The sequence below is a fragment of the Kitasatospora sp. NPDC017646 genome, assembly GCF_044329365.1.
Classification (GTDB): domain Bacteria; phylum Actinomycetota; class Actinomycetes; order Streptomycetales; family Streptomycetaceae; genus Kitasatospora.
This window is the reverse complement of sequence record NZ_JBIRJC010000015.1, coordinates 89,095-110,248: the sequence shown is the minus strand read 5'-3', so window position 1 is coordinate 110,248 and position 21,154 is coordinate 89,095. Positions and strand designations below refer to the sequence as shown.

The window sequence follows — 21,154 nt, the reverse complement described above, 5'->3', positions numbered from 1 at the left end:
GACGTTCGATCAAGTGCCACTGAGGTTAGACTGATTCCAGCCTCTGCCCTCCCGATACCACCGGTCGGTTCATATGGTCATCAACCCACCGTGGAGGTGCGAACGGGGCGCGCGGCTCCGGCTTCACCACCGGGCTCCCGCACCCGGCCGTCGGCACCGGGCATTCGTCCCCGCACGGTCCGCCGGGCTCCGACTGTCCACCCCCGGCAAACCGGCGCGCGGGAGCCCGCGCCCGGGCAGCCCGCACCACCGGGCGCCGCACGTCCGGCCTTGGCACGGCTCACCGGGACGGTCGACGCTCTGTTCGCGGCCGATCAACTCGGCCCGGCCACACGGAAGTGACCGAAAAGTCACGGACTCGGGGAGGAACCCATGTCGTTCTCGCGCACCCGCACCGCCGCGCTCGCCCTGACCGTCACCGCCACCACCGCCCTGACCACCACGGCGCTCGCCGCCCCGGCCCAGGCGGCCGGCCACCGCGCCTTCAGCCGCTTCGACGACGGCAGCTTCGAGTCCCCCAAGGCCCCGGCGGGCGGCTTCACCGAGTTCGCCTCCGGGCAGAGCATCGGCCCCTGGCGGGTCACCAGCGGCAGCGTCGACCTGATCGGGGCGGGCATGTGGCAGGCCGCCGAGGGCGACCAGTCGCTCGACCTCAACGGCGACGCCGCCGGCACCATCGCCCAGACCTTCACCACCGTCCCCGGCGTCACCTACTCGGTGACGTACGCGCTGGCCGGCAACCCCGGCGGCGGGCCCGCCGTCCGGACCGGCAAGGCGCTCGTCGACGGGCAGGACTTCCAGGACTTCTCCTTCGACGTCACCGGCAGGACCATGCCCGCGATGGGTTACGTCGGACGCCAGTTCAGCTTCGTCGCGCAGAACTCCAGCACCACGCTGGCCTTCGAGAGCACGGTGGGCGGCGCGTTCGGCCCGGTGCTGGACAACGTGCAGGTGAAGGAGTGCAAGCCCTGCTGCGGCTGAGAGGCCCCGCGGGAGGGCGGTCCTCGAACCCGCCCCGAAACCTGCCCCCGGACGGCTCCCGGAAGCCGGGAAGTGCTTGACGTGCACAGCTGGTCTAGTCCAGTTTGATCCTCAGCACCGCGCTCCTCCCCGCACCGGACCAGCCCCATGCTGCCGCCCGCCCCGCGTCTCCCCCTTCGCGGCGCGGGCGGCCCACGTCCCGAGAGGCACCCCCATGCCCAGTGCGCTCCAGCACGCCCCCACCCACCGCCGCCCCGCCGGCCGGACCGAACTGCTGAGCCTCGCCGCCGCCACCGTCCTCGCCGCGGGCGGGCTCGCCGCCCTCGCCGGGAACGCCGGCGCCGCCGACGCCGACCTGCTCGCCAACGGCGGCCTCGAGAGCGGCCTGCTCGACCCGTGGAGCTGTTCCGCCGGCACCGGCACCGTCGTCAACTCCGGCGCCCACGGCGGGACCTACGCACTCAAGGGGGCCGCGAGCGCGAGCGACACCGCACAGTGCGGCCAGACCGTGAGCGTCCAGCCCAACACCACGTACAGCCTCAGCGCCTGGGTGCAGGGCCGGTACGTCTACCTCGGCGCCACCGGCAGCGGCGTCACCGACCCCGCCGTGTGGACCCCGGCGGCTCCAACTGGCAGCAGCTGTCCGCGCGTTTCACCACCGGCCCGAGCACCACCAGCGTCACCGTCTACCTGCACGGCTGGTACGGGCAGGGCGCCTACCTCGCCGACGACGTGGCGCTCACCGGCCCCGGCGGCGGCAGCCCGACGGGAACGCCCACCGGCACCCCGACCGGCACGCCCACCGGCGGACCGACCACCCCGCCGCCGAACGTCGCGCTCCCGGTCGCCCCCTACATCGACATGGGCGCCTGGCCCACCCCGTCCATGCCCGACATGGCCAAGGCGGGCGGCGTCAAGGGCTACAGCATGGGCTTCGTCACCGGCGTCGGCTGCAAGGGCCAGCTGGTTCAACGCCTACGACCCGCGCACCGGCTGGGCCAAGGACCAGGTCGACGCGCTGCGCGCCGCCGGCGGCGACGTCAAGCTGTCCTTCGGTGCCGACGGCCCGCGGAGGGCGGCCGGCACCTCGTCGCGCTCCGGCCCCACTGTCCGGAAACCGCGTGCGACACCGTCCGTTCGCCCGGAAATCAACTAGCGTGCGGTGACGGCGCCAACGCGTTCAGTAGGCGCTCCCCCGTCCCGCCCCCCCGGTGCCGAACGATTGGGAGCCCCCGTGCGCCACCGGCTCGACGGTCGCCGAGTCGGTTGGCTGACGCCCGACTGCGGCTGAGCAACCGGGCCGGCGGCCGGCGGAAATTGGCATCTCATCCTCCCGGGCCGTCAACTACAGTCCCTCCCACCTGCACGGAACGAGGGGGCGGACATGACGGCCCGGGACGACCACGACCAGCTCATCACCAGCACGACCCATGGCGACGCCGCCTGCGCGGTCGAGCTCGGCGCCGCCCCGGGCGCCCACCTCGGCCCGGAGGAACTCGCCGCGTTCAGCCGCACCCTCGGCCGGCTGCGCGCACTCCCCTCCCACGACCGCACCCGGCTGCACGCCGAGCGGCAGCTCAGCTCCTTCGTGATGGAGAGCCGCAAACGCCGCCGCCAGGAGGCCAGGGAGGCGCTCCGCCAGGCCGACGCCGAGCTGCTCGCCGCCACCGCGACCGGCGCCCGGCACCGCCGCGAGGACGCACCGCTCACCCCCGCCCGCGGGCCGGTCGGCGAGCTGCGGATGCCGCGCAGGTGCTACGTCTGCAAGCAGCCGTACCGCCAGGTCGACGGCTTCTACCACATGCTCTGCCCGGACTGCGCGGCCGACAACACCGCCCGTCGTGGCCTCTCCACCGACCTGCGGGGCCGCCGGGCGCTGCTCACCGGCGGGCGGGTGAAGATCGGCTTCCAGCTCGCCCTGATGCTGCTGCGGGACGGCGCCGAGCTGATCGTCACCAGCCGCTTCCCACAGGACACCGTACGCCGCTTCCGCGCCGCCGAGGGCAGCGAGCAGTGGTGGGAGCGGCTGACCGTGGTCGGCATCGACCTCCGGGACCCGCGCCAGGTCCTGGGTCTGACCGAGCAGTTGCACGCCGACGGCGGTCCGCTGGACATCCTGGTCAACAATGCCGCGCAGACGCTGCGCCGCCCGCCCGAGTCCTACGCCCTGCTGGCGGCGGGCGAGGCCACGGCCCTGCCGGCCGCCGACCGCCGGGCCATCACCCGGGCGCCCGGATTCCGGCCGTTCGCAGACACGGCCCAACTCGCCTCCGGGGCAGGCGGCTCGCTGGACTTCGCCGACGAGGCCGGGCTGCTGCCCGACCTCGCGCCCGCCAACTCCTGGTCCGCCACGCTCGGTTCGCTCGACCCGGCCGAGCTTCTGGAGACCCAGCTGGTCAACGCCCTCGCCCCGGCCCTGCTCTGCGACCGGCTGCTGCCACTGCTGCTCGCCTCCCCGCACCCCGCCCGCTACATCGTCAACGTCACCGCGGTGGAGGGCCGGTTCGCCGTCCGCAACAAGACCTCGCGCCACCCCCACACCAACATGGCCAAGGCCGCACTCAACATGCTCACCCGCACCAGCGCGGCCGAACTCGCCCCACAGGGCGTCCACATGTGCGCCGTCGGCACCGGCTGGATCACCAACGAGAACCCGGCGCCCAAGAAGACCCGGATCGCCTCCCGGGGCTTCCGCACGCCCCTGGACGTGGTGGACGGCGCCGCCCGGGTGTACGACCCCATCGTGCGCGGCGAGGCGGGCCACCCGGTGTCGGGGGTGTTCCTCAAGGACTACCGGGTCGCGGAGTGGTGACGGCTCGGACGGACGTTCGGGCCTCCTGACGGTCAGCCCGCGCGGACGAACTCCATGTTGATCGAGTACATGAACTGGCCGACGTGCACACACTCCCAGCCGACCGCTTCGACGGACCGGACGACCAGGTCGATTTCCTTGCGGATCGCCTTCATGGGGTTCCTGACCCGGGCCATGCCTCGGGGGTCGATGTCGATGGACGCTTCGAAGGTGTCGTCCCCCTGCGCGTACGCGCGCCTGGCATCCGCGACGAGTCTCTGCATCCGGATCGCGTGCACTATTCCCACGTGCGCCTCCCGCTCTGCCGCCGAGGGCCCGCTCCTTCTCGCCGCTCCACGAGCCCGGTTCGGCCAGGAAGTCATTCCCTCATTCGGATGGCTCCATGCCGCAGGCGGCAGTCTTTGACGATCGGTCATATCCGTTGTGGCGAGCCGCGACCGCCGGCGTCCTGACGCGCGGAGCAGTGCCGCCGCCACGACGGCCCGGCCCGGGAGGGGGTCCGGGCCGGGCCGTACCGTTCCTCAGCGGCCGGTGGGGAGGTTGGCCCCGCCGGTGCAGTCGAGCACCACGCCGGTGACGAAGGTGTTGGCGGCGAACATGTGGATCACCCGGGCGACGTCCTCGGGGCGGCCGACCCGGCCGACCGGGGTGGTCGCGGCCAGGCCGTCGAAGAGGGCGGTGCGCTGCTCGGCCGGAACGCGGTCCCACCAAGGGGTGTCGATGACGCCGGGCGAGACGGCGTTGACCCGCAGCGGGGCGAGTTCGACGGCCAGCGGCGGGACCATCGCCTCCAGGGCGCCGTTGATGGCGGCCAGTCCGGCGGTGCCGGGGATGGCGGCGCGGGCCGAGGCGGCGGTGATCAGGGTGACCGAGCCGTCCTCGCGCAGGTGCGGCAGGGCCGCCCGGAGGACGCGGACCTGCGGCCAGAACTTGGCCTCGAAGCCGCGCGCGAGGTCGGCGAGGTCGAGTTCGGCGAACGGGCCGCTGCCGGCCGCACCGCTGACCGCGACGACGAGGTGGTCGACGGTGCCGGTCCCGGCGAAGAAGTCGGCCAGGGCGGCCGGGTCGGTCGCGTCCAGCCGCGTGCCGCTGGACCCGCCGCCGATCCGGGCGACGGCGGCGTCCAGCCTCTCACGGTCGCGGCCGGTGACCACGACCTCCGCGCCGTCCGCCGCGAAGGCGGCGGCGGTCGCCTCGCCGATGCCCGAGCTGCCGCCCATCACGACGACACGCTGCCCGGCGAAGACGTTCGGTGCAGATGCAGTGCTCATTGGTTCTGGCCCTTCCCGCGTGTTCACTGGCCGGTCCGCCAGCTTGTCGAGACCGGCCGTTCCGGCAATGATGGTTGCCGAGACTGATAGTCTTGTCAAGCGGGGGCAGGACGAAAGGGACCACGATGAGCGAGACCGACCCGCGGGCCGAACAGGCCCCCTCCACCCGGCCGCACACCGGCCGCCGCCGCAACGAGGCGGCCCACCGGGCGATCCTGGACGCGGCACTGCACCTGCTCGCGGACTCCGACGGCACCCCCGTCACCATCGACGCGATCGCCCGCACGGCCGGCGTCGGCAAGCAGACCGTCTACCGCTGGTGGCCCTCCAAGGGCGCCGTCCTGCTGGACGCCCTCACCGACCGCGCCGACCAGGACGTCTCCGACCAGCCGGACACCGGTGCCCTGCGCACCGACCTGCGCGCCTTCATCGAGACCACCTTCGACGCCGCCCAGCGCAGCACCACCGCCTCCGCGCTGCGCACCGTCGTCCGCGAGGCCGCCCGCGACCCGCACCTGGCCGAACTGATGCGGACCTTCACCGCCACCCGACGGGCCGCGCTGCACGAACTGCTCGCCCGGGGCCTGGAACGCGGCGAACTGGGCGGCGACGCCGACCTGGACCTGATCGTGGACCAGGTCTACGGGCTGTTCTGGTACCGCTTCCTGCTCGGTCACGCCCCGCTGGACGCGGCCGCCGCCGAGCGCCTCGCCGCCACCCTGACCGCGGGGAACGGGGTCAGCTAGGGCCCCGGCGCCGGACCAGCGGCAGGTACACCTCGTCCACGATCTCCACCAGCACGTCGTCGGGCGCACTCGGCACGCCCCGGACGACGAACTCGTTGCGCAGCAGCACCACCGCCACCGTCGCCACCCGCGGGTGCAGCACCTCCGGCGCCGACTCGCCGCGGGCGACGGCCCGGCCCAGCACGGTGAGCCAGGGGGCGGCCGCGGCGTCGCCGGACTGGTCCTGCAACTGCGCCAGGAACTCCGTCGCACCGCCCGCCGCGGCCAGCAGTTCACGCAGCACGCCGCCGAGCGGCGAACTCCAGTGCCGGTTCGCCTGGCGGAGCAACTCCAGGGCGTCACCGCGCAGTTCACCGGTATCTGGGAGCGGGGCGGCCTTGGCGAGCTGCTTGTAGGCGGCGATGCCGAGGGCGAGCCGGTTCGGCCAGCGCCGGTAGAGCGCGTTCTTGTTGGTGCCCGCGCGGGCGGCGACCTTGTCCATGGTCAGCCCGGCGTACCCGGATTCGGCGATTTCCGCGACGGCGGCCGCCAGGATCGCCTCATCCAGCGCCGCTCCGCGTCGCCGCGTCTGCCCGGCCATGCTCCCGCTCCGCCCTCGCTGCCGCCCGTACCGCCACCATGCTTACTTGCCGCCCCTGGGTCACGGCAAGTACGGTACGCGCCGTACCGTAAGTTTCCGATCCTCCACGAAGGCAGGAGACCATGCGCGCCAAGGGAATGAGTTACGACACCGGATTCGTCAGGAACGGCTCGTACTCACGCAAGCTGTTCGACCCCAAGGTCGTCGAGCGCGAGCTGCGGATCATCCGCGACGAGCTGCACTGCACCGCCATACGGATCACGGGCGGCGATCCGGACCGGATCGAGCTCGCCGCCGGGTACGCCGCCGCGCTGGGGCTGGAGGTCTGGTTCTCCCCGTACCCGCTGGAGCTGACCGCCGAGGAGATGCTGCGGCTGTTCGCCGACTGCGCCGGGCGAGCGGAGCGGCTGCGGCTGGGCGGGGCCGAGGTGGTGTTCGTGGCCGGCGCCGAACTCAGCCTGATGAACCCGGGGTTCCTGCCCGGGGACACCACGGACGATCGGATCGCGCTGCTCGCCCGGCCGGAGGCGGTGCGGGAGCACATCGGCGCGGTCAGCGGCAAGGTGAACGCCTTCCTCGGCGAGGTGGTGGCCACCGTCCGCGAGCACTTCCACGGCAGGCTCAGCTACGCCGCCGTCCCGCTGGAGCGGGTCGACTGGACGCCCTTCGACATCGTCTCCCTCGACCTCTACCGCTCCGCCGAGATCGCGGACCGCTTCGCCGACGGCGTCCGCGAGCTGACCGCCCAGGGCAAGCCGGTCGCCATCACCGAGTTCGGCTCCGCCACCTACCGCGGCGCGGGCGACCGGGGCGCACTCGGCCTGTCGGTCGTCGAGTACGGCCCCGACGGCCCGGTGCGCCTCGACGGCGCCTACGAGCGCGACGAGCCCGGCCAGGCCGCCTACCTGCGCGAGCTGCTGACGGCCTTCGACACCGGCGGGATCGACACCGCCTTCGTGTTCACCTTCGCGCTGTACGACTTCGTCCACCGCCCGGACGGCGACCCGCGCGAGGACCTCGACCTGGCCAGCTACGGCGTCGTCAAGGTCCACGAGGACCGCCCGGGGAACACCTTCCCCGGCCTCCCCTGGGACCCGAAGGAGGCCTTCGGCGCGGTCGGCGAGTACTACCGCACGCACTGAAGCGCGGTGGCGCGGGAAGTCGGCCGGTCCGCCTTCCCGCGCAGCGGCCGGGTTCAGGCGGCGGTGCGGCGGCGGTAGTACGCGATGCCGAGGGCGATGGTGGTCGGGCCCCAGAGCACGGCCGGGCTGACGCAGACCCGGTAGAGGGCCTCCCACCACCCGTTGCTGAACCCGACCTCGTCGAGCACGCCGAGCCAGGAGAGCGGCTGGAGCCCGAACAGTCCGAACAGCACCAGCCCGCCCAGCAGCGTCGCGACGAGCGGCCCGAGCGGCGGCACCCGGCGCCCCCGCAGGAACGGCACCCAGCGGGGGAACACCTCACCCCAGCCGCTGACCAGCCCGAGGGTGAGCAGCGCCAGGCCCTCGGTGACCAGGCTCAGGCCGAACACGTACGGGGTGGCCCACCAGGCGAGGGGCGGGCGGCCCGGCTCCACCGTGCCCATCGTGAAGTCGAAGGCGAACGGCAGCCGCCACAGGCAGTGCGGCAGGAGGATGAACGGCAGGGCCCTGGCGAGGCGCAGGGCCCAACGGGGGACGGGGCGTTCGGTGTCACCCACCGTGATGTTCTTCAGCATGCGTAAACCCTCGCCGCCGCCACCCGGCCCCCACCTCGACCGCGGGGCCGAACCGCCTCCCCCGGCAGAGCCAGTCAGGCATGCGCCAGCAGGCTGACGTATCCCCGCTCCGGCCGCTCCGGCCGGGCCTGGTCCAGCCGGGTGGTGACGGTGAACCCGACCCCGGCCAGCAGTTCCACCAGGCGGTCGCCCGGGACCAGGTACGAGGTGTACGACACCGGATGCCCGTACGCCGAGCCCGGCCGCGACTCCCCGTCCCCGGTGTGCCCGCCGAGCAGCAGGTGTCCGCCCGGGGCGAGCACCCGGCGGAACTCGGCGAACAGCGCGGGCAGTTCGGCGGCCGGGGTGTGGTGCACCGAGTACCAGGCCAGGATGCCGCCGAGGGAGCCGTCGGGGAGGTCGAGCGCGGCCATCTCGCCGCGCTCGAACCGGAGTCCGGGGTGGACGCGGCGGGCGAGCGCGACCATCTCCCCCGACACGTCCACCCCGAAGGCGGACAGGCCGAGCGCCGCCAGGTGGGCGGTCACCTTGCCCGGGCCACAGCCGAGATCGGCTACCGGACCGCCTCCCGACTCCCGTACCAGCTCGGCGAAGGCGGCGAGCACGGCGCGCGAGAGCGGGTCCATCCCGTCGGGCGGGACGACCAGCCGGGCGTAGTCGGCGGCGACGGTGTCGTAGGAGCTGCGAACGGCGGCGAGGTGGGCGGCTGCGGCGGCAGGGTGGGCGGCGGCAGGGCCGGCGGCTGTTGCGGGGCGGGCCGGTTCGGTCACCACCTCACCCGGCCGTCTTCGCGGCCCTGGCGGCGCGCTCGGCGAACACCTTCTCGCGGCGGTCGGCGGTCTGCTTCATCATCCGCTTGCGGTCGCGGGCGGAGAGCCGGTCGATGTAGAGGCCCCCGTCCAGGTGGTCGGCCTCGTGCTGGAGGCAGCGGGCGAAGTAGCCGGTGCCCTCGATCGTCACGGGCCCGCCGTGCTGGTCGACACCGCGCACCACTGCGCGCGCCGGGCGGGCGAGTCGGGTGTTGGCGCCGGGTACGGACAGGCAGCCCTCGACGTCCTCGATCAGGGGGCGGCCGGGCTCCTGCTCCTCGACCACCGGGTTGAGCACGTGCCCGACGTGCCGGACGCCGTCGTCGTCGGGGCAGTCGTAGACGAACAGGCGCAGGTCCACGTCCACCTGGTTGGCGGCGAGTCCGCAGCCGTCGGCGACGTACATGGTGGCGAACATGTCGTCGATCAGCCGGGCCAGGCGCTCGCTGCCGAAGTCCTCCTCGGTCGCCGCACGGCAGGTGCGGCGGAGGATCTCCTCCCCCACCTCGGTGATCCGCAGGACGGCCGGACGTACGCGCGACTCGGACACTGTCGCCCCCTCGTTCTCGATGGACTTGCTGTCGACTTTGCAAAGTAGCAGACTTTGCAAAGTGACCGAAGACATCGTCAGGACCGGAGCCCTCCCCGAGCACGCCGTCCGCACCGCACTGCTGGAGCTGCTCGCCGAACGCGGCACCCTCACCTCCACCGAGGCCGCCGCCCGGCTCGGGTACAGCTCGGGCCTGTGCTCGTTCCACCTGCGGCAGCTCGCCCGGTACGGGCTGATCGAGGAGGCCCCGGCCACCGACGGCCGGGCCCGGCCGTGGCGACTGCCCCCGGACCAGCCGCCCGCGGCCGACGGCGGGTTCGACGAGCTGGCCCGTGGCCTGGAGGACGAGAGCCACCGGCGCTGGCTCGCCCGGCGCGCCGATGCCCCGGCCGAGTGGCAGCAGGACGAGGCGTTCAGCGCCGTGGTCCACCTCACCCCCGAGGAGCTGACCGCCGTCGCGGACGCCGTGCGGCAGTTGCTCGCCCGCTACCGCGACCGGGACACCGACCCGGGAGCGCGGCCCGCCGGGACCCGTCCGGTCGCCGCCGTGACGCGCCTGTTCCCCCTGCTCGACCAGTAGTCAGGCCGCCGGGGCCTCAGGCCGTGTGCTGTGGATCTCCACCTGGTCAGCCGGGACCCACGAGGCGCCCCCTGGCCACCGCCCGGGCCACCGGCCCCACCACCAGTCCCAGCGCCGCCCCCAGCACGACCCCCTGCACACCGTCCCAGACGTCCTGCACGTCGCAGGCCCGCCCGATCGCGGGCAGCGCGTACTGCAGCGCCGACACCGCGAACGGCAGCACCGCCGTACCCAGCAGCGCCACCGCCGCCCGCCGCCGCGTCCCGGCCAGCGCGGCCGCGAAGCCCACCGGGGCGTAGGTCGCCAGCTTGAGTTCGATGTGCCGCACGTGCAGCAGCTCGTACGGCGAACGCGGCCGGGCGCCCGCCACCGCGCAGTGCCGCGCGGCCTCCGCCGCGTGCCGGATCACCGACGGCCGGAACGCCTCCGGCAGCAGCGTCGCCACGACCACCCCGCCGAGCCCGAGCAGCAGCAGGAAGCCCACCGCCCAGTGGGCCCGCAGCAGCCGCCCCACCGGCCGGTTCAGCAGGGCCGCCGGCACCAGCGAGAGCAGCAGCCCGGGCCAGAAGTTCGGCATCCCGCCGAGCACCGCACTGATCACGCCTCAACGGACGCCCCGAACACCCGGTCGGTTCTCGCGGGCGTGCGGGCGGTCCGGATGCCGAGGCCGGGCCGGCCCCCGACCCCGGCCCCCGACCTCAGTGCGGGATCGAGGAGATCAGCTCCTGCGCCCCCTGCCGCTTGAGCGCCAGGGCGACCGAGGTGCCGAGGTCCTCCGGGCTGAGCGCACCCGCCCACTCGTGGGCGTCCAGCACCCGCTTGCCGTCCGGGGTGAAGACCCGGCCGCGCAGCGAGAGCCGGCCGTCCGCCTCGGCCTTGGCGTAGCCGGAGATCGGGCTGTTGCAGTGGCCCTGCAGCACGTGCAGGAACATCCGCTCGGCCGCCGCCTCGCGCCAGGTGTCGTGGTGGCCGAGTCCGGTGACGGCCTCGATGGTCGCGGCGTCGTCCTCGCGGCACTGCAGGACGAGGATGCCGGCGCCGATCGGCGGGCACATCGCCTCGACGCCGAGGACCTCGGTGATCCGGGCCTGCTCGCCGATCCGCTCCAGACCGGAGACGGCGAGCAGCAGCGCGTCGACGTCCCCGGCTGCCAGCTTGGCGAGCCGGCTGTTGGCGTTGCCGCGGATCGGGACGCACTCCAGGTGCGGGTGGGAGGCGGCGAGTTGGGCGATGCGGCGGACGGAGGAGGTGCCGATCCGGGTGCCGGGCGGGAGTTCGGCGAGGGTCAGGCCGCCGGGGTGGACGAGCGCGTCGCGGATGTCGTCGCGGCGCAGGTAGGCGGCGAAGACGGTGCCGGCGGGCAGCGGGCGGTCGGCGGGCACGTCCTTGAGGCAGTGCACGGCGACGTCGGCCTCCCCGGCGAGCAGCGCGGCGTCGACCTCCTTGGTGAACGCCCCCTTGCCGCCCAGCTGGGCGAGGTCCCCGGTCCAGCGGTCGCCCGAGGTGGTGACCGGCACCACCTCGGTGCGCAACCCCAGGTGCAGCTCGGCGAGTTCGGCGCGGACCCGGTCGACCTGGGCGAGCGCCATGGGCGAGGAGCGGGAGACGATTCGGATCAGCTCAGCGGTGGCCATGGCGCGATGATAGGGGCTCTCACACGTGCCGTTGATGGTGCATCACCCCAACGCGCCGGACGGCCGGGCAGCGAGGCCGCCCGGCCGTCCGTGATGGCGAAGCACCTCACTCGTTGTGCAGCACCTCCGCGATCGGCAGCCGGGCCGCCGAGCGGGCCGGGACGAGCGCGCCGAGGACGGCGATCACGACGCCCGCGAGGGCGAGGCCGGTGAGCAGCGGGGCGCTCCAGATGTTGATGCTGTCCTCCCTGAACTCGATGGTCCCGACGTTCTCGATGAGCAGCCGGTGCGCCAGGACCCCGGCCGGGATGCCGATCACCGCGCTGACCACGCCCTGCCAGGCCACCGAGGTGACCGTCATCGCGACGACCTGCCGGGGCGTCATCCCGATCGACTTCAGCATGCCAAGGTCGCGGCGGCGCTCGCGGATGGTGAGCAGCAGGGTGTTGAAGACGCCCAGCGCAGCGACCACCGACAGCAGCACCGAGAAGGTCGTGCTGAAGCTGACGATCGCGACGACCGACCCGGGCGTGTCGGGCGCGAACACCGAGGGCGAGAGGCTCGGATCGGCATCCGTGACCGCCTTCTGGTACGCGGCGGCGTCGGCACCCTTGGCGAGCTTTACGTCGTACTCGACCACGTGCGGGTCGTCGGTGAGCGCGGCCCTGGTGGCGTCGTTGGAGGCGAACGCCTGGGCGTTGCCCTCGTCCTCCTTGCCGACGATGGTGACGGTCAGCTTCCGGCCGTCCAGGTCCAGGGTGAGCCGGTCGCCGACCTTGAGCCCGTGCTGCTTGAGGAACGACGGCCCGGCCTCGATCTCGTTCGGTCCGGTCGCCACCCGGCCCTCCACCGCCTGGAGCCGCTTGACGTTGGCGATGTCGTCGCCGCCGTAGAAGTCGGCGAACACGGGCTGGGTGTAGCCGACCAGCCCGACCCGGACCAGCCCGCGCGTACTGACCCGCTCGGCGCCGGGGGTGGCGCGCAGCATCGCCTCGGTCTGGGCCGGGGTGAGCTTGGGCTCGATCTTGCTGCCCGAGAAGCTGGCGGTCAGGACGTCGATGTGGGTGTGGCCGTCACGGTGGTCCATCGACTTGCTCAGGGTGCTGCTCAGACCGGTCGTCACCGTCACGGTGACCACGCCGAGCACGATCGCCGCCATGGTCAGCGCGGTGCGGCCCGGGCGGGCGAAGGGCTGGCCGAGGCCGAGGCTGACGGCGCGCGGCAGCCGGGTGCCGCTCAGCCAGCGCTGGACCCGCAGCCCGCGTCCGTCGCGCGGCGCGCTGCCGGCCGAGATGGCCTGTGCGGCGGAGAGCCGGTGGGCGCGCGACGCCGGGACCAGCGCGGCGAGGGCGACCAGCAGCGGGACGCCGAGCAGGGTGGCGACGGGCAGCCAGCCGGCCGGCTCGATCACCGCGGTGCCGGTCGTGATGCCGGAGAACGCACCCAGCAGGATCGGGTAGGAAGCGAACCAGCCGGCCACCGTGCCGAGGACCGTGCCGACGACGGCGGGCACCGAGACCATGGTCAGGTAGACCGTGACCACCTGGCGCGGGGTGAAGCCGATCGACTTCAGCACGCCGATGTGCCGGTAGCCGGAGACCACCGCGCCGCTCACCACGTTGCCGACGATCAGCGCGGAGACGATCAGGCCGAGCGCACCGAAGACCGTCATCAGCGGCGTGTAGGCGTCCGCGCCCGCCGAGAAGGCCTGCTTGAGCGTCAGGTACGACTGGGCGCTGGCGAGCGCGTCCTTGGGCAGGCCCTCGGTGGCCGTGCCCATCGCGGAGGTGAGCTCCTGGTCGCTGGAGGCGTCGTCGAAGCGGTAGAGCATCTGTCGGCCGGCGGGGTGCAGGGCGGCCGCCTGCTCGGGGGTGACCCAGCCGCCGGCGGTCTGGCTCATGCTGTCGACGAAGCCGACGATGGTGAGACTCCGGCCGCCGCCGATGGGGAGCGGGGAATTCAGGAAACGCTCCGACGCAGCCCCGAACGGATTGTTGATCACCACCTCGCCGGGCTTGGTGGCCCAGCGGCCCGCCAGCAGCGGCAGCCGGTCCACCGGCCCGGCCGGGTCGGAGCGGCCGACCAGGGTCAGCGGTCCGGGCGGGCGGCCGACCCATTCGGTGGGGATCTCCACCACGGCCTGGTCGAACGGCCCGGCGGCCGCCTCGACGCCCGGCTGGTGGGCGGTGGCGGCCAACTGCTCCGCCGAGGCCTTGGCCGGGTCGAAGGCCGCCACAACGTGGGCGCCGTGCTGCTGCTCGAAGGCCTTGTCGAAGGGGGCCCGGGCGGCGCTGATCACCGCGAGGGCGAGCAGCACGGTAGTGGTGGCGCAGAAAACCACCAGGCCGATCACGATGGTCTGCACCCGGCGGCGCTTCACCGCCGCCCGCGAGGCCCGCCAGACAGCTCCACTCACTTCGTGGTCTCCAGCATCCGCTCGCGCGCCACCTTGCCGTCCGCGACCTCGACCAGCCGACTGGCGCAGCGGGTGGCCAGGTTGGGGTCGTGGGTGACGATCAGCAGGGTCTGCCCGATCTGGTTGAGGTCGATCAGCAGGTCCATCACCTGCTCGCCCGAGCGGCTGTCCAGCGCGCCGGTCGGCTCGTCGGCGAGCAGCAGCGCCGGGCGGTTCATCAGGGCGCGGGCCACCGCGACGCGCTGGCGCTCGCCGCCGCTGAGCGCGGCCGGGTAGACGTCCTTTCGGTGCGCGACGCCGAGTTCGTCCAGCAGTTCCAGGGCCCGGCGCCGGGCCTGCCTGGCCGTGGTGCCGGTCAGCTGGGCGGCCAGGGCGACGTTGTCGAGGGCCGGGAGGTCGTCGATCAGGTTGAAGAACTGGAAGATCATGCCGACGTTGCGGCGGCGGAAGAGCGCCAGCCCGTTCTCGTTCAGCCCGCCGAGGTCCTGCCCCTGCACCCGGACGGTGCCGGAGCTGGGCCGGTCCAACCCGGCCACCATGTTCAGCAGGGTGGACTTGCCGCACCCCGAGGGGCCCATCACGGCGACCGCCTCGCCCGCCCTGATCCGCAGGTCGACGCCGTCGAGGGCCTTGGCGTCGCCGAACTCCTTGTGCACCCCGGACAGCTCGACGACGAAGGGCGCGTCGTCGGGCCGGGTGGTCCCGTCGTGGTCGTTGCTCATGGTCGACGACGGTAGGCGCGGCGGCCGGGGCCGGTCGTCCCACCCCGGGTGTAACCGCAGGTCGCCGTAGTACCGGGGATGTACGGGGGCGGCACCCCCGGATGATGTCGATCAAGCCCTCACCTGGGAAGCTGGCGCCGTGTGGGGAACAGGGACGGACTGGATCGCGGCGTCGGTGGCGGGCACGGCCTGCGCGGGCGCCGGCTGGCTGGGCGTCGCGCTGGTCCGGGCGCGCCGGCTGTACCGGACGGCCATCGGCGAGCGCGGCTGGCTGCTGGAACGGGAGCGGCAGAGCGCCGCGAGCGCCGCTGTGGACGCCGAACGGGCGCGGATCGCCTCGGAGTTGCACGACATCGTGAGCCACAACGTGAGCCTGATGGTGGTGCAGGCCGGGGCCGCGCGCGAGGTGCTGGCCACCATGCCGGAGGAGGCGGCGGCCGCGATGGGCGCGGTAGAGGCGGCCGGGCGGGACGCGATGACCGAACTGCGGCACCTGCTGGGCCTGCTGGCCCCGGCGGCGGACGGCGGCGAGGAGCCGGAGCCGGAGGGCTTCGCCCCCCAGCCGAGCCTGAGCCGGCTGGGTTCGCTGGTCGACCGCTTCGCCTTCGCCGGGCTGCCGGTGGAGGTGCGGGTCTCCGGCGAGCCGCGGCCGCTGCCCGGCGGCGTCGACGTGACGGCGTACCGGATCGTCCAGGAGGCGCTGACCAACGCGCTCAAGCACGGGGACGGGGTGACGGCGGAGGTGACGGTGCGGTACGCGGACCACTCCCTGCGGGTGGAGGTGCTGAACAGCGGCCCGAGCGTGCTCTCCGGGGGGTCCGTCCCCACCGGCAGGCCGGAGGCGGACGGCGCCGGGCGCGGGCTGCTCGGCCTGCGCGAGCGGGTCGCCGTGTACGGCGGGGACTTCGACGCCCGGCGCCGGCTCGGCGGCGGCTACCGGGTGCGCGCCCGCATCCCGCTGGACCGGCCGTGACAGTGGTGGAGGACGAGGAGCAGATGGAACAGGACGAGCCGCGCCGCCCCCGGGTGATGATCGCCGACGACCAGGAGCTGGTCCGCACCGGCTTCCGGATGATCCTCACGGCGCGCGGCATCGACGTGGTCGCCGAGGCCCCGGACGGCGCCGAGGCGGTGGCCGCCGCCGTCCGGCACCGGCCCGACGTGGCCCTGCTGGACATCCGGATGCCGACCATGGACGGCCTGGAGGCCGCCCGCCGGATCCTGGCCCAGGTGCCCGGCTGCCGGGTGATCATGCTGACCACCTTCGACCTGGACCACTACGTCTACGCGGCGCTGTCCGCGGGGGCCAGCGGCTTCCTGCTCAAGGACGTCACCTCGGCCCATCTCGCCGCCGCGGTGCGGTTGGTGGACACCGGCGACGCCCTGCTCGCCCCGTCGATCACCCGTCGGCTGGTCGAGCGCTTCGCGACCGGCGCCCCGCACCCGGCGGCCCGCGGCACCGGCTCGCCGCGGCCGCACCGCGACCTCGCGCCGCTCACCCCGCGCGAGGTGGAGGTGCTCGGACTGCTCGGACGCGGGCTGTCCAACGCCGAGTTGGCGGTCGAGCTGACCCTCAGCGAGTCGACGGTGAAGACCCATGTGGCCCGGATCTTCGCCAAGTTGAACCTGCGCGACCGGGCCCAGGCCGTGGTGCTCGCCTATGAGACCGGGCTGGTCGCACCTGGCTCGACCGGCTGACACCCAACTCCCGTTCGCTGCCGAGAATTCAGCTGACAATCGGCTATCTCACTCGTTAGGGGGAACAACTCTCGGGAATCACATCTTTGCCAGTTCATGGGGAAGCATCCGGATGTCCGCGCCCGAACCTCCCGGAACCGATTCGGGCGGCGCCACCCCGCATGACGAAGACCATTGGACAGGCCCGTGACCACCACCGCCCCCGTGTGGGACTGCCCCTTCCACCACACCGACGGCCTGGAGTTCGACCCCCTCCTCAAGCGGTTGCTCACGGAGGCCCCGATCGCCAGAATCCGACTGCCGCACGGCGAGGGCGAGGCCTGGCTGGCCACCCGCTACGAGGACGTCAAGGTGGTCACCACCGACCGCCGGTTCAGCCGCGCCGCCGGCATCGGCCGCGACCTGCCCCGGATGACGCCCGCCACCATCGCCCAGGCCGAATCGATCAACCTGATGGACCCGCCGGAGCACAACCGGCTGCGCCGCCTGGTCGCCCAGGGCTTCACCCACCGCCAGGTCGAACGGATGCGCCCGGCCACCCAGCGGATCGTCGACGGCTACTTCGACGAGATGGAGGAGCACGGCGCCCCGGCCGACCTGGCGCACTTCCTCTCCGCCCGGCTCCCGCTCACCACCATCTGCGAGGTGCTGGAGATCCCCGCGCAGGACCGCGACCGGCTGCGCGGCTGGGCCGTCGCGATGATGCGGATGGGCCCCGGCAGCCGCGAAGGCCAGGAGGAGGCCAAGGCCGGGCTGCGCGCCTACTTCACCACGCTCACCGCCGAGCGCCGCGCCCACCCCGGCGAGGACCTGATCAGCGCGCTCGCCGCCGCCCGCGACGGCGACGACCTGCTGGCCGCGGACGAGCTCGCCGTGATGGCGATGGTCCTGCTGGTCACCGGCCACGACACCAGCACCTACCAGCTCAGCAACATCACCTACACCCTGCTCACCCACCCCGACCAGCTCGCCGAGCTGCGCGCCCGGCCGGACACCCTGCCGCACGCCCTGGAAGAGCTGCTGCGCTTCATCCCGTTCCGCCAGGGCCCCGGCATCGCCCGGGTCGCCACCGAGGACGTCGAACTGGGCGGGGTGCTGATCCGGGCCGGCGAGGCCGTGCACGTCTCCTACCTGACCGCCAACCGGGACCCAGCGGTGTACGAGCGCCCCGACGAGCTGGACTTCGACCGCGGCGCCGGGCCCGTCAACATGGCCTTCGGCCACGGCCAGCACCGCTGCCTCGGCTCGCACCTCGCGCTGATGGAGCTCCAGGTCGCCATCGGCACCCTGCTGCGGCGCTTCCCCGGGCTGCGGCTGGCCGTCGACCCGTCCGAACTCGACTGGAACTCCGGCTCGATCTGGCGCTTCCCGCGCACCCTCCCGGTCGCCTGGTAGCACTCCTCCCCCTTGACACAACGTTCCCGCACCGGGGAGACCCCACCATGGCCACACTCTGCCGCCCCGCCATCGCCGTGCCCGAGCACGTCATCACCCTCGACGAGACCCTGGACCTGGCCCGCACCCTGCACGCCGGGCACCCCCAACTCGGCCTGGCCCTGCGGCTGATCGAGAACACCGGGGTGCGGACACGACACCTCGTCCAGCCGATCGAGCAGACCCTCACCCACCCGGGCTTCACCGTCCGCAACCAGGTGTACGAGCGGGAGGCCAAGCGCCGCGTCCCGGAGGTGGTCGAACGCGCCCTCCGTCACGCCGAGCTGGGCTCCCAGGACATCGACCTGATCATCTACGTGTCCTGCACCGGCTTCATGATGCCGTCGATGACCGCCTGGCTGATCAACAGCATGGGCTTCCGCTCCGACACCCGCCAGGTGCCGATCGCCCAGCTCGGCTGCGCGGCCGGCGGCGCCGCCGTCAACCGCGCCCACGACTTCTGCCGCGCCTACCCGGGCGCCAACGTGCTCATCGTGGCCTGCGAGTTCTGCTCCCTCTGCTACCAGCCGACCGACCTCGAAGTCGGCTCGCTGCTCTCCAACGGCCTCTTCGGCGACGCCGTCGCCGCCGTGGTGATGCGCGGGCACGGCGGCAGCGGGGTGCACATCGAGCGCAACGGCTCCCACCTCGTCCCGGACACCGAGAACTGGATCTCGTACGGGGTCAAGGACACCGGCTTCCACTTCCAGCTGGACAAACGGGTGCCCGGCACCATGGAGATGCTCGCCCCCGCGCTGCGCACCATGGCCGGGCAGCACGGCTGGGACGTCTCCGGCCTGGGTTTCTACATCGTGCACGCCGGCGGCCCGCGCATCCTGGACGACCTCTGCCGCTTCCTCAACCTTGAGCCGGAGAAGTTCCGCTACAGCCGGGCCACCCTGACCGAGCGCGGCAACATCGCCAGCGCCGTCGTCTTCGACGCCCTCGCCCGGCTGTTCGCCGACGGTGGCGCCCCCGAGGGCACCCCGGGCCTGATCGCCGGCTTCGGACCGGGTATCACCGCCGAGATGTCCCTGGGCAGTTGGGTCGGCGCCACGACCGAACCGGCGCACTCCCGCCCGCGCGCCATCTCCACCTCCGACATCGCCCTCGTCCACCCGGGCGTCCACCGCCGTTTCACGGCCGGCACTACGATCACCGATTGACTCCCTCCCCTCCCGAAGGACGGGGGATTCCCCTCAGCCTCGCGGCTGAGCCGCTGCGCGTGAGCGCGGCGGCGGGACTTCCTGCTTCACCGACGACCGCCCGCACGGAGTGCTCCGTTGAGGTCTCACACCGTCCCCACAGGCCGCAACCGCCGGCGTCCGAGACGGCCCGGGACAACTTGCCGCTCCTGAGCATGTTGCGGGCCGTCGAATCCTCGCTCACGACCGTTCGGTCCTCACGGACGAGTCGAGCGGTGAGCTTGTGCAGGAAGTCCCGGCGGCGGTCGGCGGTCCTCGCATGAACGCGGGCAACCCCGCGCCGGGCCTTCCCCCGGGTGACCGAACCCCTGGCCTTGCGCGCAGGCCCCCGCCGGGCGACTCGAACCGCGGGTGTCCCGCCCGTCGCGCGAAGAAGTTCGTGAGGGCCCCTTGGAGATGCCGAGCGTCTGCTGCAACGGCACGGACGAGGCCTCAGACAGGTAGGACGATTCGCCGGTCTCCTTCCACGCCGTCAGCATCACCGAGGCGGCGTTGCGGGTGATCCGCTCACCCCGGAGCGACCGGGCCCCGGTACGCGCTTGCAACGCCATGTTGCAAACCTTCCGCACGCACCCGAACGTGCGCGACGGCTCAGCCGCCTGCTCACTGGTCGGATGAAAACGGAACTTGTAGGCCCGCTTCACAGCGGAGCTCGCCATGATTTACGGGACACATCGTCAGATCGTGAAAGGAGTCATCATGACCGACACCACGAACCACACCGGCACCTCCGCCAGAGCCGCCGAATTCACCGCCCTCTTCCCGGCGTTGCACGCGCCGCAGTACTGGGCCTGGGGCCGTTACGACGCCCAGTTCTCCACCGAACTGCCACCGGACGAGCTGGTCACCAACATCCACCTGATCGGATTCGCGGACGGCAACGTGGTGCTGTGCCGCGACGACCGGGACCACTGGTTCCTGCCCGGCGGCACCCGGGAGCGGGACGAATCCGTCGCGGACTGCCTGGAACGCGAGCTGCGCGAGGAGGCCGGTGCCCGGCTGCTCGGCGAGCCCGGCTGGCTGGGCGCGCACCGCTGCCACACCGAGGACCCGGTGCCGTACCGGCCGTGGCAGCCGCACCCGGACAAGGCCTGGCTGTGGGGCTGGGGCGAGGTCGAGCTGGACTCGACGCCGACCAACCCGGCGGACGGCGAGCAGGTGGTCGAGGTCCGGGCCGTCCCGGCCGCCGAGGCGCAGCGGCTGCTGCTCACCGGGCATGACGCCTGGTGGGGCGAGCTGATCGGGCTGGCGGTGGAGCTGCGGCGGCGGACCGGGCGGGGCTGGAACATTCCCAGTCCGCCAGAAGGCCACCTGAACGGCTGAGCCCCGAAGAGCGGTGTCCGTTTTATGGTGGTAACACGTAATTATGGATACCAAGCTACTGGCCGTGGACTACCCGGTCCTCAACATCTTCTGGACGATGCTGGAGCTGTTCCTCTGGATCCTCTGGTTCTTCCTCCTGTTCAAGATCATTTCGGACATCTTCCGTAGTCACGACCTGAGCGGCTGGGGCAAGGCCGGCTGGCTGATCCTGGTGATCTTCCTGCCGCTGATCGGCATCCTCGTCTACCTCATCGCTCGCGGCCAGAGCATGGGGATGCGGGACATCGAACAGGCCCAGCAGGCCGACGCGGCGGTCCGGGCCTACATCCGGGACGCGGCCGGGACGCAGGCCGTAACGCCTGCCGCGGGCGCGGCCGGGACACAGGCCGGAACGCCGGCCGCAGCCACAGCCCCGCCCGCGGCAGGCGGCGGCCGCAGCCACGTCGAGGACCTGGCGAGACTGGCGGACCTGCGGGACCGGGGCGCCATCTCCGACGAGGAGTACCGGAGGGCCAAGGACAAGCTGCTGATGTGACCGGACAGAACGGCCGGGGGGGGGGGGGGGGGCGGCCCCCCCCCCCCCCCCCCCCCCCGGGGGGGCCCCCCCCCCCGCGCGGCCCCCCCACAGCGCCCGGGCCCCCCCCCCAACCCACCCCAGCCACCCCCCCCCACCCAC

22 protein-coding genes and 1 pseudogene are annotated in these 21,154 nt (G+C 73.1%); 12 read left to right on the top strand and 11 right to left on the bottom strand.

Annotated features, from left to right (window positions below; translation table 11 throughout):
* Window positions 1-372: 372 nt before the first annotated feature.
* The 3 genes from ACH4J0_RS23550 to ACH4J0_RS23540 all read left to right on the top strand — a co-directional run bounded on the left by ACH4J0_RS23550 (window position 373) and on the right by ACH4J0_RS23540 (window position 3,793).
* The gene (locus ACH4J0_RS23550) at window positions 373-981 is read left to right on the top strand and encodes a choice-of-anchor C family protein (RefSeq protein WP_396242487.1); all 609 of its coding nucleotides are present in this window, start codon (window positions 373-375) and stop codon (window positions 979-981) included.
* Window positions 982-1,195: 214 nt separating this feature from the next.
* Window positions 1,196-2,137, top strand: a complete 942-nt coding sequence (locus ACH4J0_RS23545) for a carbohydrate binding domain-containing protein (protein ID WP_396242486.1) — start codon at window positions 1,196-1,198, stop codon at window positions 2,135-2,137.
* Window positions 2,138-2,365: 228 nt separating this feature from the next.
* Window positions 2,366-3,793 carry an SDR family oxidoreductase gene (locus ACH4J0_RS23540; protein WP_396242485.1) on the top strand — a complete coding sequence of 476 codons (1,428 nt, stop codon included), beginning with the start codon at window positions 2,366-2,368 and terminating at the stop codon, window positions 3,791-3,793.
* A 32-nt stretch (window positions 3,794-3,825) separates the two neighbouring features.
* On the opposite strand, the gene ACH4J0_RS23535 is transcribed toward ACH4J0_RS23540, so the two are convergent.
* Window positions 3,826-4,080, bottom strand: coding sequence for a hypothetical protein (locus ACH4J0_RS23535; RefSeq protein ID WP_396242484.1), 255 nt, complete (start codon window positions 4,078-4,080; stop codon window positions 3,826-3,828).
* Window positions 4,081-4,314: 234 nt separating this feature from the next.
* Entirely contained in the window at window positions 4,315-5,064 is a 750-nt protein-coding gene (locus ACH4J0_RS23530) for an SDR family oxidoreductase (protein WP_396242483.1), read from the bottom strand.
* A 125-nt stretch (window positions 5,065-5,189) separates the two neighbouring features.
* Here ACH4J0_RS23530 and ACH4J0_RS23525 point away from each other — a divergent pair, with 125 nt between their 5' ends.
* A complete protein-coding gene (locus tag ACH4J0_RS23525) occupies window positions 5,190-5,810 on the top strand; it encodes a TetR/AcrR family transcriptional regulator (protein ID WP_396242481.1) in 621 nt (206 codons plus the stop codon).
* Here the strand turns inward: ACH4J0_RS23525 and ACH4J0_RS23520 are convergent.
* Window positions 5,803-6,390, bottom strand: a complete 588-nt coding sequence (locus ACH4J0_RS23520; RefSeq protein ID WP_396242480.1) for a TetR/AcrR family transcriptional regulator — start codon at window positions 6,388-6,390, stop codon at window positions 5,803-5,805. The two genes, ACH4J0_RS23525 and ACH4J0_RS23520, sit on opposite strands and share 8 nt — an antisense overlap.
* A 122-nt stretch (window positions 6,391-6,512) precedes the next feature.
* Here ACH4J0_RS23520 and ACH4J0_RS23515 point away from each other — a divergent pair, with 122 nt between their 5' ends.
* Window positions 6,513-7,532 (top strand): hypothetical protein, encoded by a 1,020-nt coding sequence (locus ACH4J0_RS23515; protein WP_396242479.1) that lies wholly within the window; start codon window positions 6,513-6,515, stop codon window positions 7,530-7,532.
* Between the two features lie 53 nt (window positions 7,533-7,585).
* On the opposite strand, the gene ACH4J0_RS23510 is transcribed toward ACH4J0_RS23515, so the two are convergent.
* The 3 genes from ACH4J0_RS23510 to def form a co-directional block, all read right to left on the bottom strand.
* Complete coding sequence (locus ACH4J0_RS23510) at window positions 7,586-8,107, bottom strand: hypothetical protein (RefSeq protein WP_396242478.1); 522 nt, start codon at window positions 8,105-8,107, stop codon at window positions 7,586-7,588.
* A gap of 74 nt (window positions 8,108-8,181) precedes the next feature.
* A complete protein-coding gene (locus tag ACH4J0_RS23505; protein ID WP_396242477.1) occupies window positions 8,182-8,877 on the bottom strand; it encodes a class I SAM-dependent DNA methyltransferase in 696 nt (231 codons plus the stop codon).
* A gap of 4 nt (window positions 8,878-8,881) precedes the next feature.
* Window positions 8,882-9,466, bottom strand: coding sequence for a peptide deformylase (gene def, locus ACH4J0_RS23500; protein ID WP_396242476.1), 585 nt, complete (start codon window positions 9,464-9,466; stop codon window positions 8,882-8,884).
* A gap of 61 nt (window positions 9,467-9,527) precedes the next feature.
* On the opposite strand from def, the gene ACH4J0_RS23495 reads away from it, so the two are divergent.
* A complete protein-coding gene (locus ACH4J0_RS23495; RefSeq protein WP_396242475.1) occupies window positions 9,528-10,046 on the top strand; it encodes an ArsR/SmtB family transcription factor in 519 nt (172 codons plus the stop codon).
* 46 nt (window positions 10,047-10,092) lie between these two features.
* Here the strand turns inward: ACH4J0_RS23495 and ACH4J0_RS23490 are convergent, their stop codons facing one another.
* The 4 genes from ACH4J0_RS23490 to ACH4J0_RS23475 form a co-directional block, all read right to left on the bottom strand.
* Window positions 10,093-10,647: a hypothetical protein gene (locus ACH4J0_RS23490; RefSeq protein ID WP_396242474.1), complete on the bottom strand. Its 555-nt coding sequence runs from the start codon at window positions 10,645-10,647 to the stop codon at window positions 10,093-10,095.
* A gap of 97 nt (window positions 10,648-10,744) precedes the next feature.
* Window positions 10,745-11,680: a hydroxymethylbilane synthase gene (gene hemC / locus ACH4J0_RS23485; protein WP_396242473.1), complete on the bottom strand. Its 936-nt coding sequence runs from the start codon at window positions 11,678-11,680 to the stop codon at window positions 10,745-10,747.
* 106 nt (window positions 11,681-11,786) lie between these two features.
* On the bottom strand, window positions 11,787-14,096 hold the full coding sequence (locus ACH4J0_RS23480; protein WP_396242472.1) for an ABC transporter permease: 2,310 nt from the start codon (window positions 14,094-14,096) through the stop codon (window positions 11,787-11,789).
* Window positions 14,093-14,818, bottom strand: a complete 726-nt coding sequence (locus tag ACH4J0_RS23475) for an ABC transporter ATP-binding protein (protein ID WP_396242471.1) — start codon at window positions 14,816-14,818, stop codon at window positions 14,093-14,095. The genes ACH4J0_RS23480 and ACH4J0_RS23475 overlap by 4 nt, the downstream gene beginning before the upstream one ends.
* A 139-nt stretch (window positions 14,819-14,957) precedes the next feature.
* Between ACH4J0_RS23475 and ACH4J0_RS23470 the strand changes: the two genes are divergently transcribed.
* From ACH4J0_RS23470 to ACH4J0_RS23455, 4 genes are all read left to right on the top strand, one after another.
* Window positions 14,958-15,791, top strand: coding sequence for a sensor histidine kinase (locus tag ACH4J0_RS23470; protein WP_396242470.1), 834 nt, complete (start codon window positions 14,958-14,960; stop codon window positions 15,789-15,791).
* Window positions 15,792-15,814: 23 nt separating this feature from the next.
* Window positions 15,815-16,516 carry a response regulator gene (locus ACH4J0_RS23465; RefSeq protein WP_396242576.1) on the top strand — a complete coding sequence of 234 codons (702 nt, stop codon included), beginning with the start codon at window positions 15,815-15,817 and terminating at the stop codon, window positions 16,514-16,516.
* A 186-nt stretch (window positions 16,517-16,702) separates the two neighbouring features.
* Complete coding sequence (locus ACH4J0_RS23460) at window positions 16,703-17,911, top strand: cytochrome P450 (protein ID WP_396242469.1); 1,209 nt, start codon at window positions 16,703-16,705, stop codon at window positions 17,909-17,911.
* A gap of 47 nt (window positions 17,912-17,958) precedes the next feature.
* Window positions 17,959-19,116: a type III polyketide synthase gene (locus tag ACH4J0_RS23455; protein WP_396242468.1), complete on the top strand. Its 1,158-nt coding sequence runs from the start codon at window positions 17,959-17,961 to the stop codon at window positions 19,114-19,116.
* A gap of 154 nt (window positions 19,117-19,270) precedes the next feature.
* Here ACH4J0_RS23455 and ACH4J0_RS23450 read toward each other — a convergent pair.
* Window positions 19,271-19,814: pseudogene (locus ACH4J0_RS23450) on the bottom strand (RNA-guided endonuclease InsQ/TnpB family protein); the annotation flags it as partial.
* A gap of 40 nt (window positions 19,815-19,854) precedes the next feature.
* Here ACH4J0_RS23450 and ACH4J0_RS23445 point away from each other — a divergent pair.
* The gene (locus tag ACH4J0_RS23445) at window positions 19,855-20,478 is read left to right on the top strand and encodes an NUDIX domain-containing protein (RefSeq protein WP_396242467.1); all 624 of its coding nucleotides are present in this window, start codon (window positions 19,855-19,857) and stop codon (window positions 20,476-20,478) included.
* Between the two features lie 43 nt (window positions 20,479-20,521).
* Window positions 20,522-21,013 carry an SHOCT domain-containing protein gene (locus ACH4J0_RS23440; RefSeq protein WP_396242466.1) on the top strand — a complete coding sequence of 164 codons (492 nt, stop codon included), beginning with the start codon at window positions 20,522-20,524 and terminating at the stop codon, window positions 21,011-21,013.
* Window positions 21,014-21,154 lie beyond the last annotated feature (141 nt).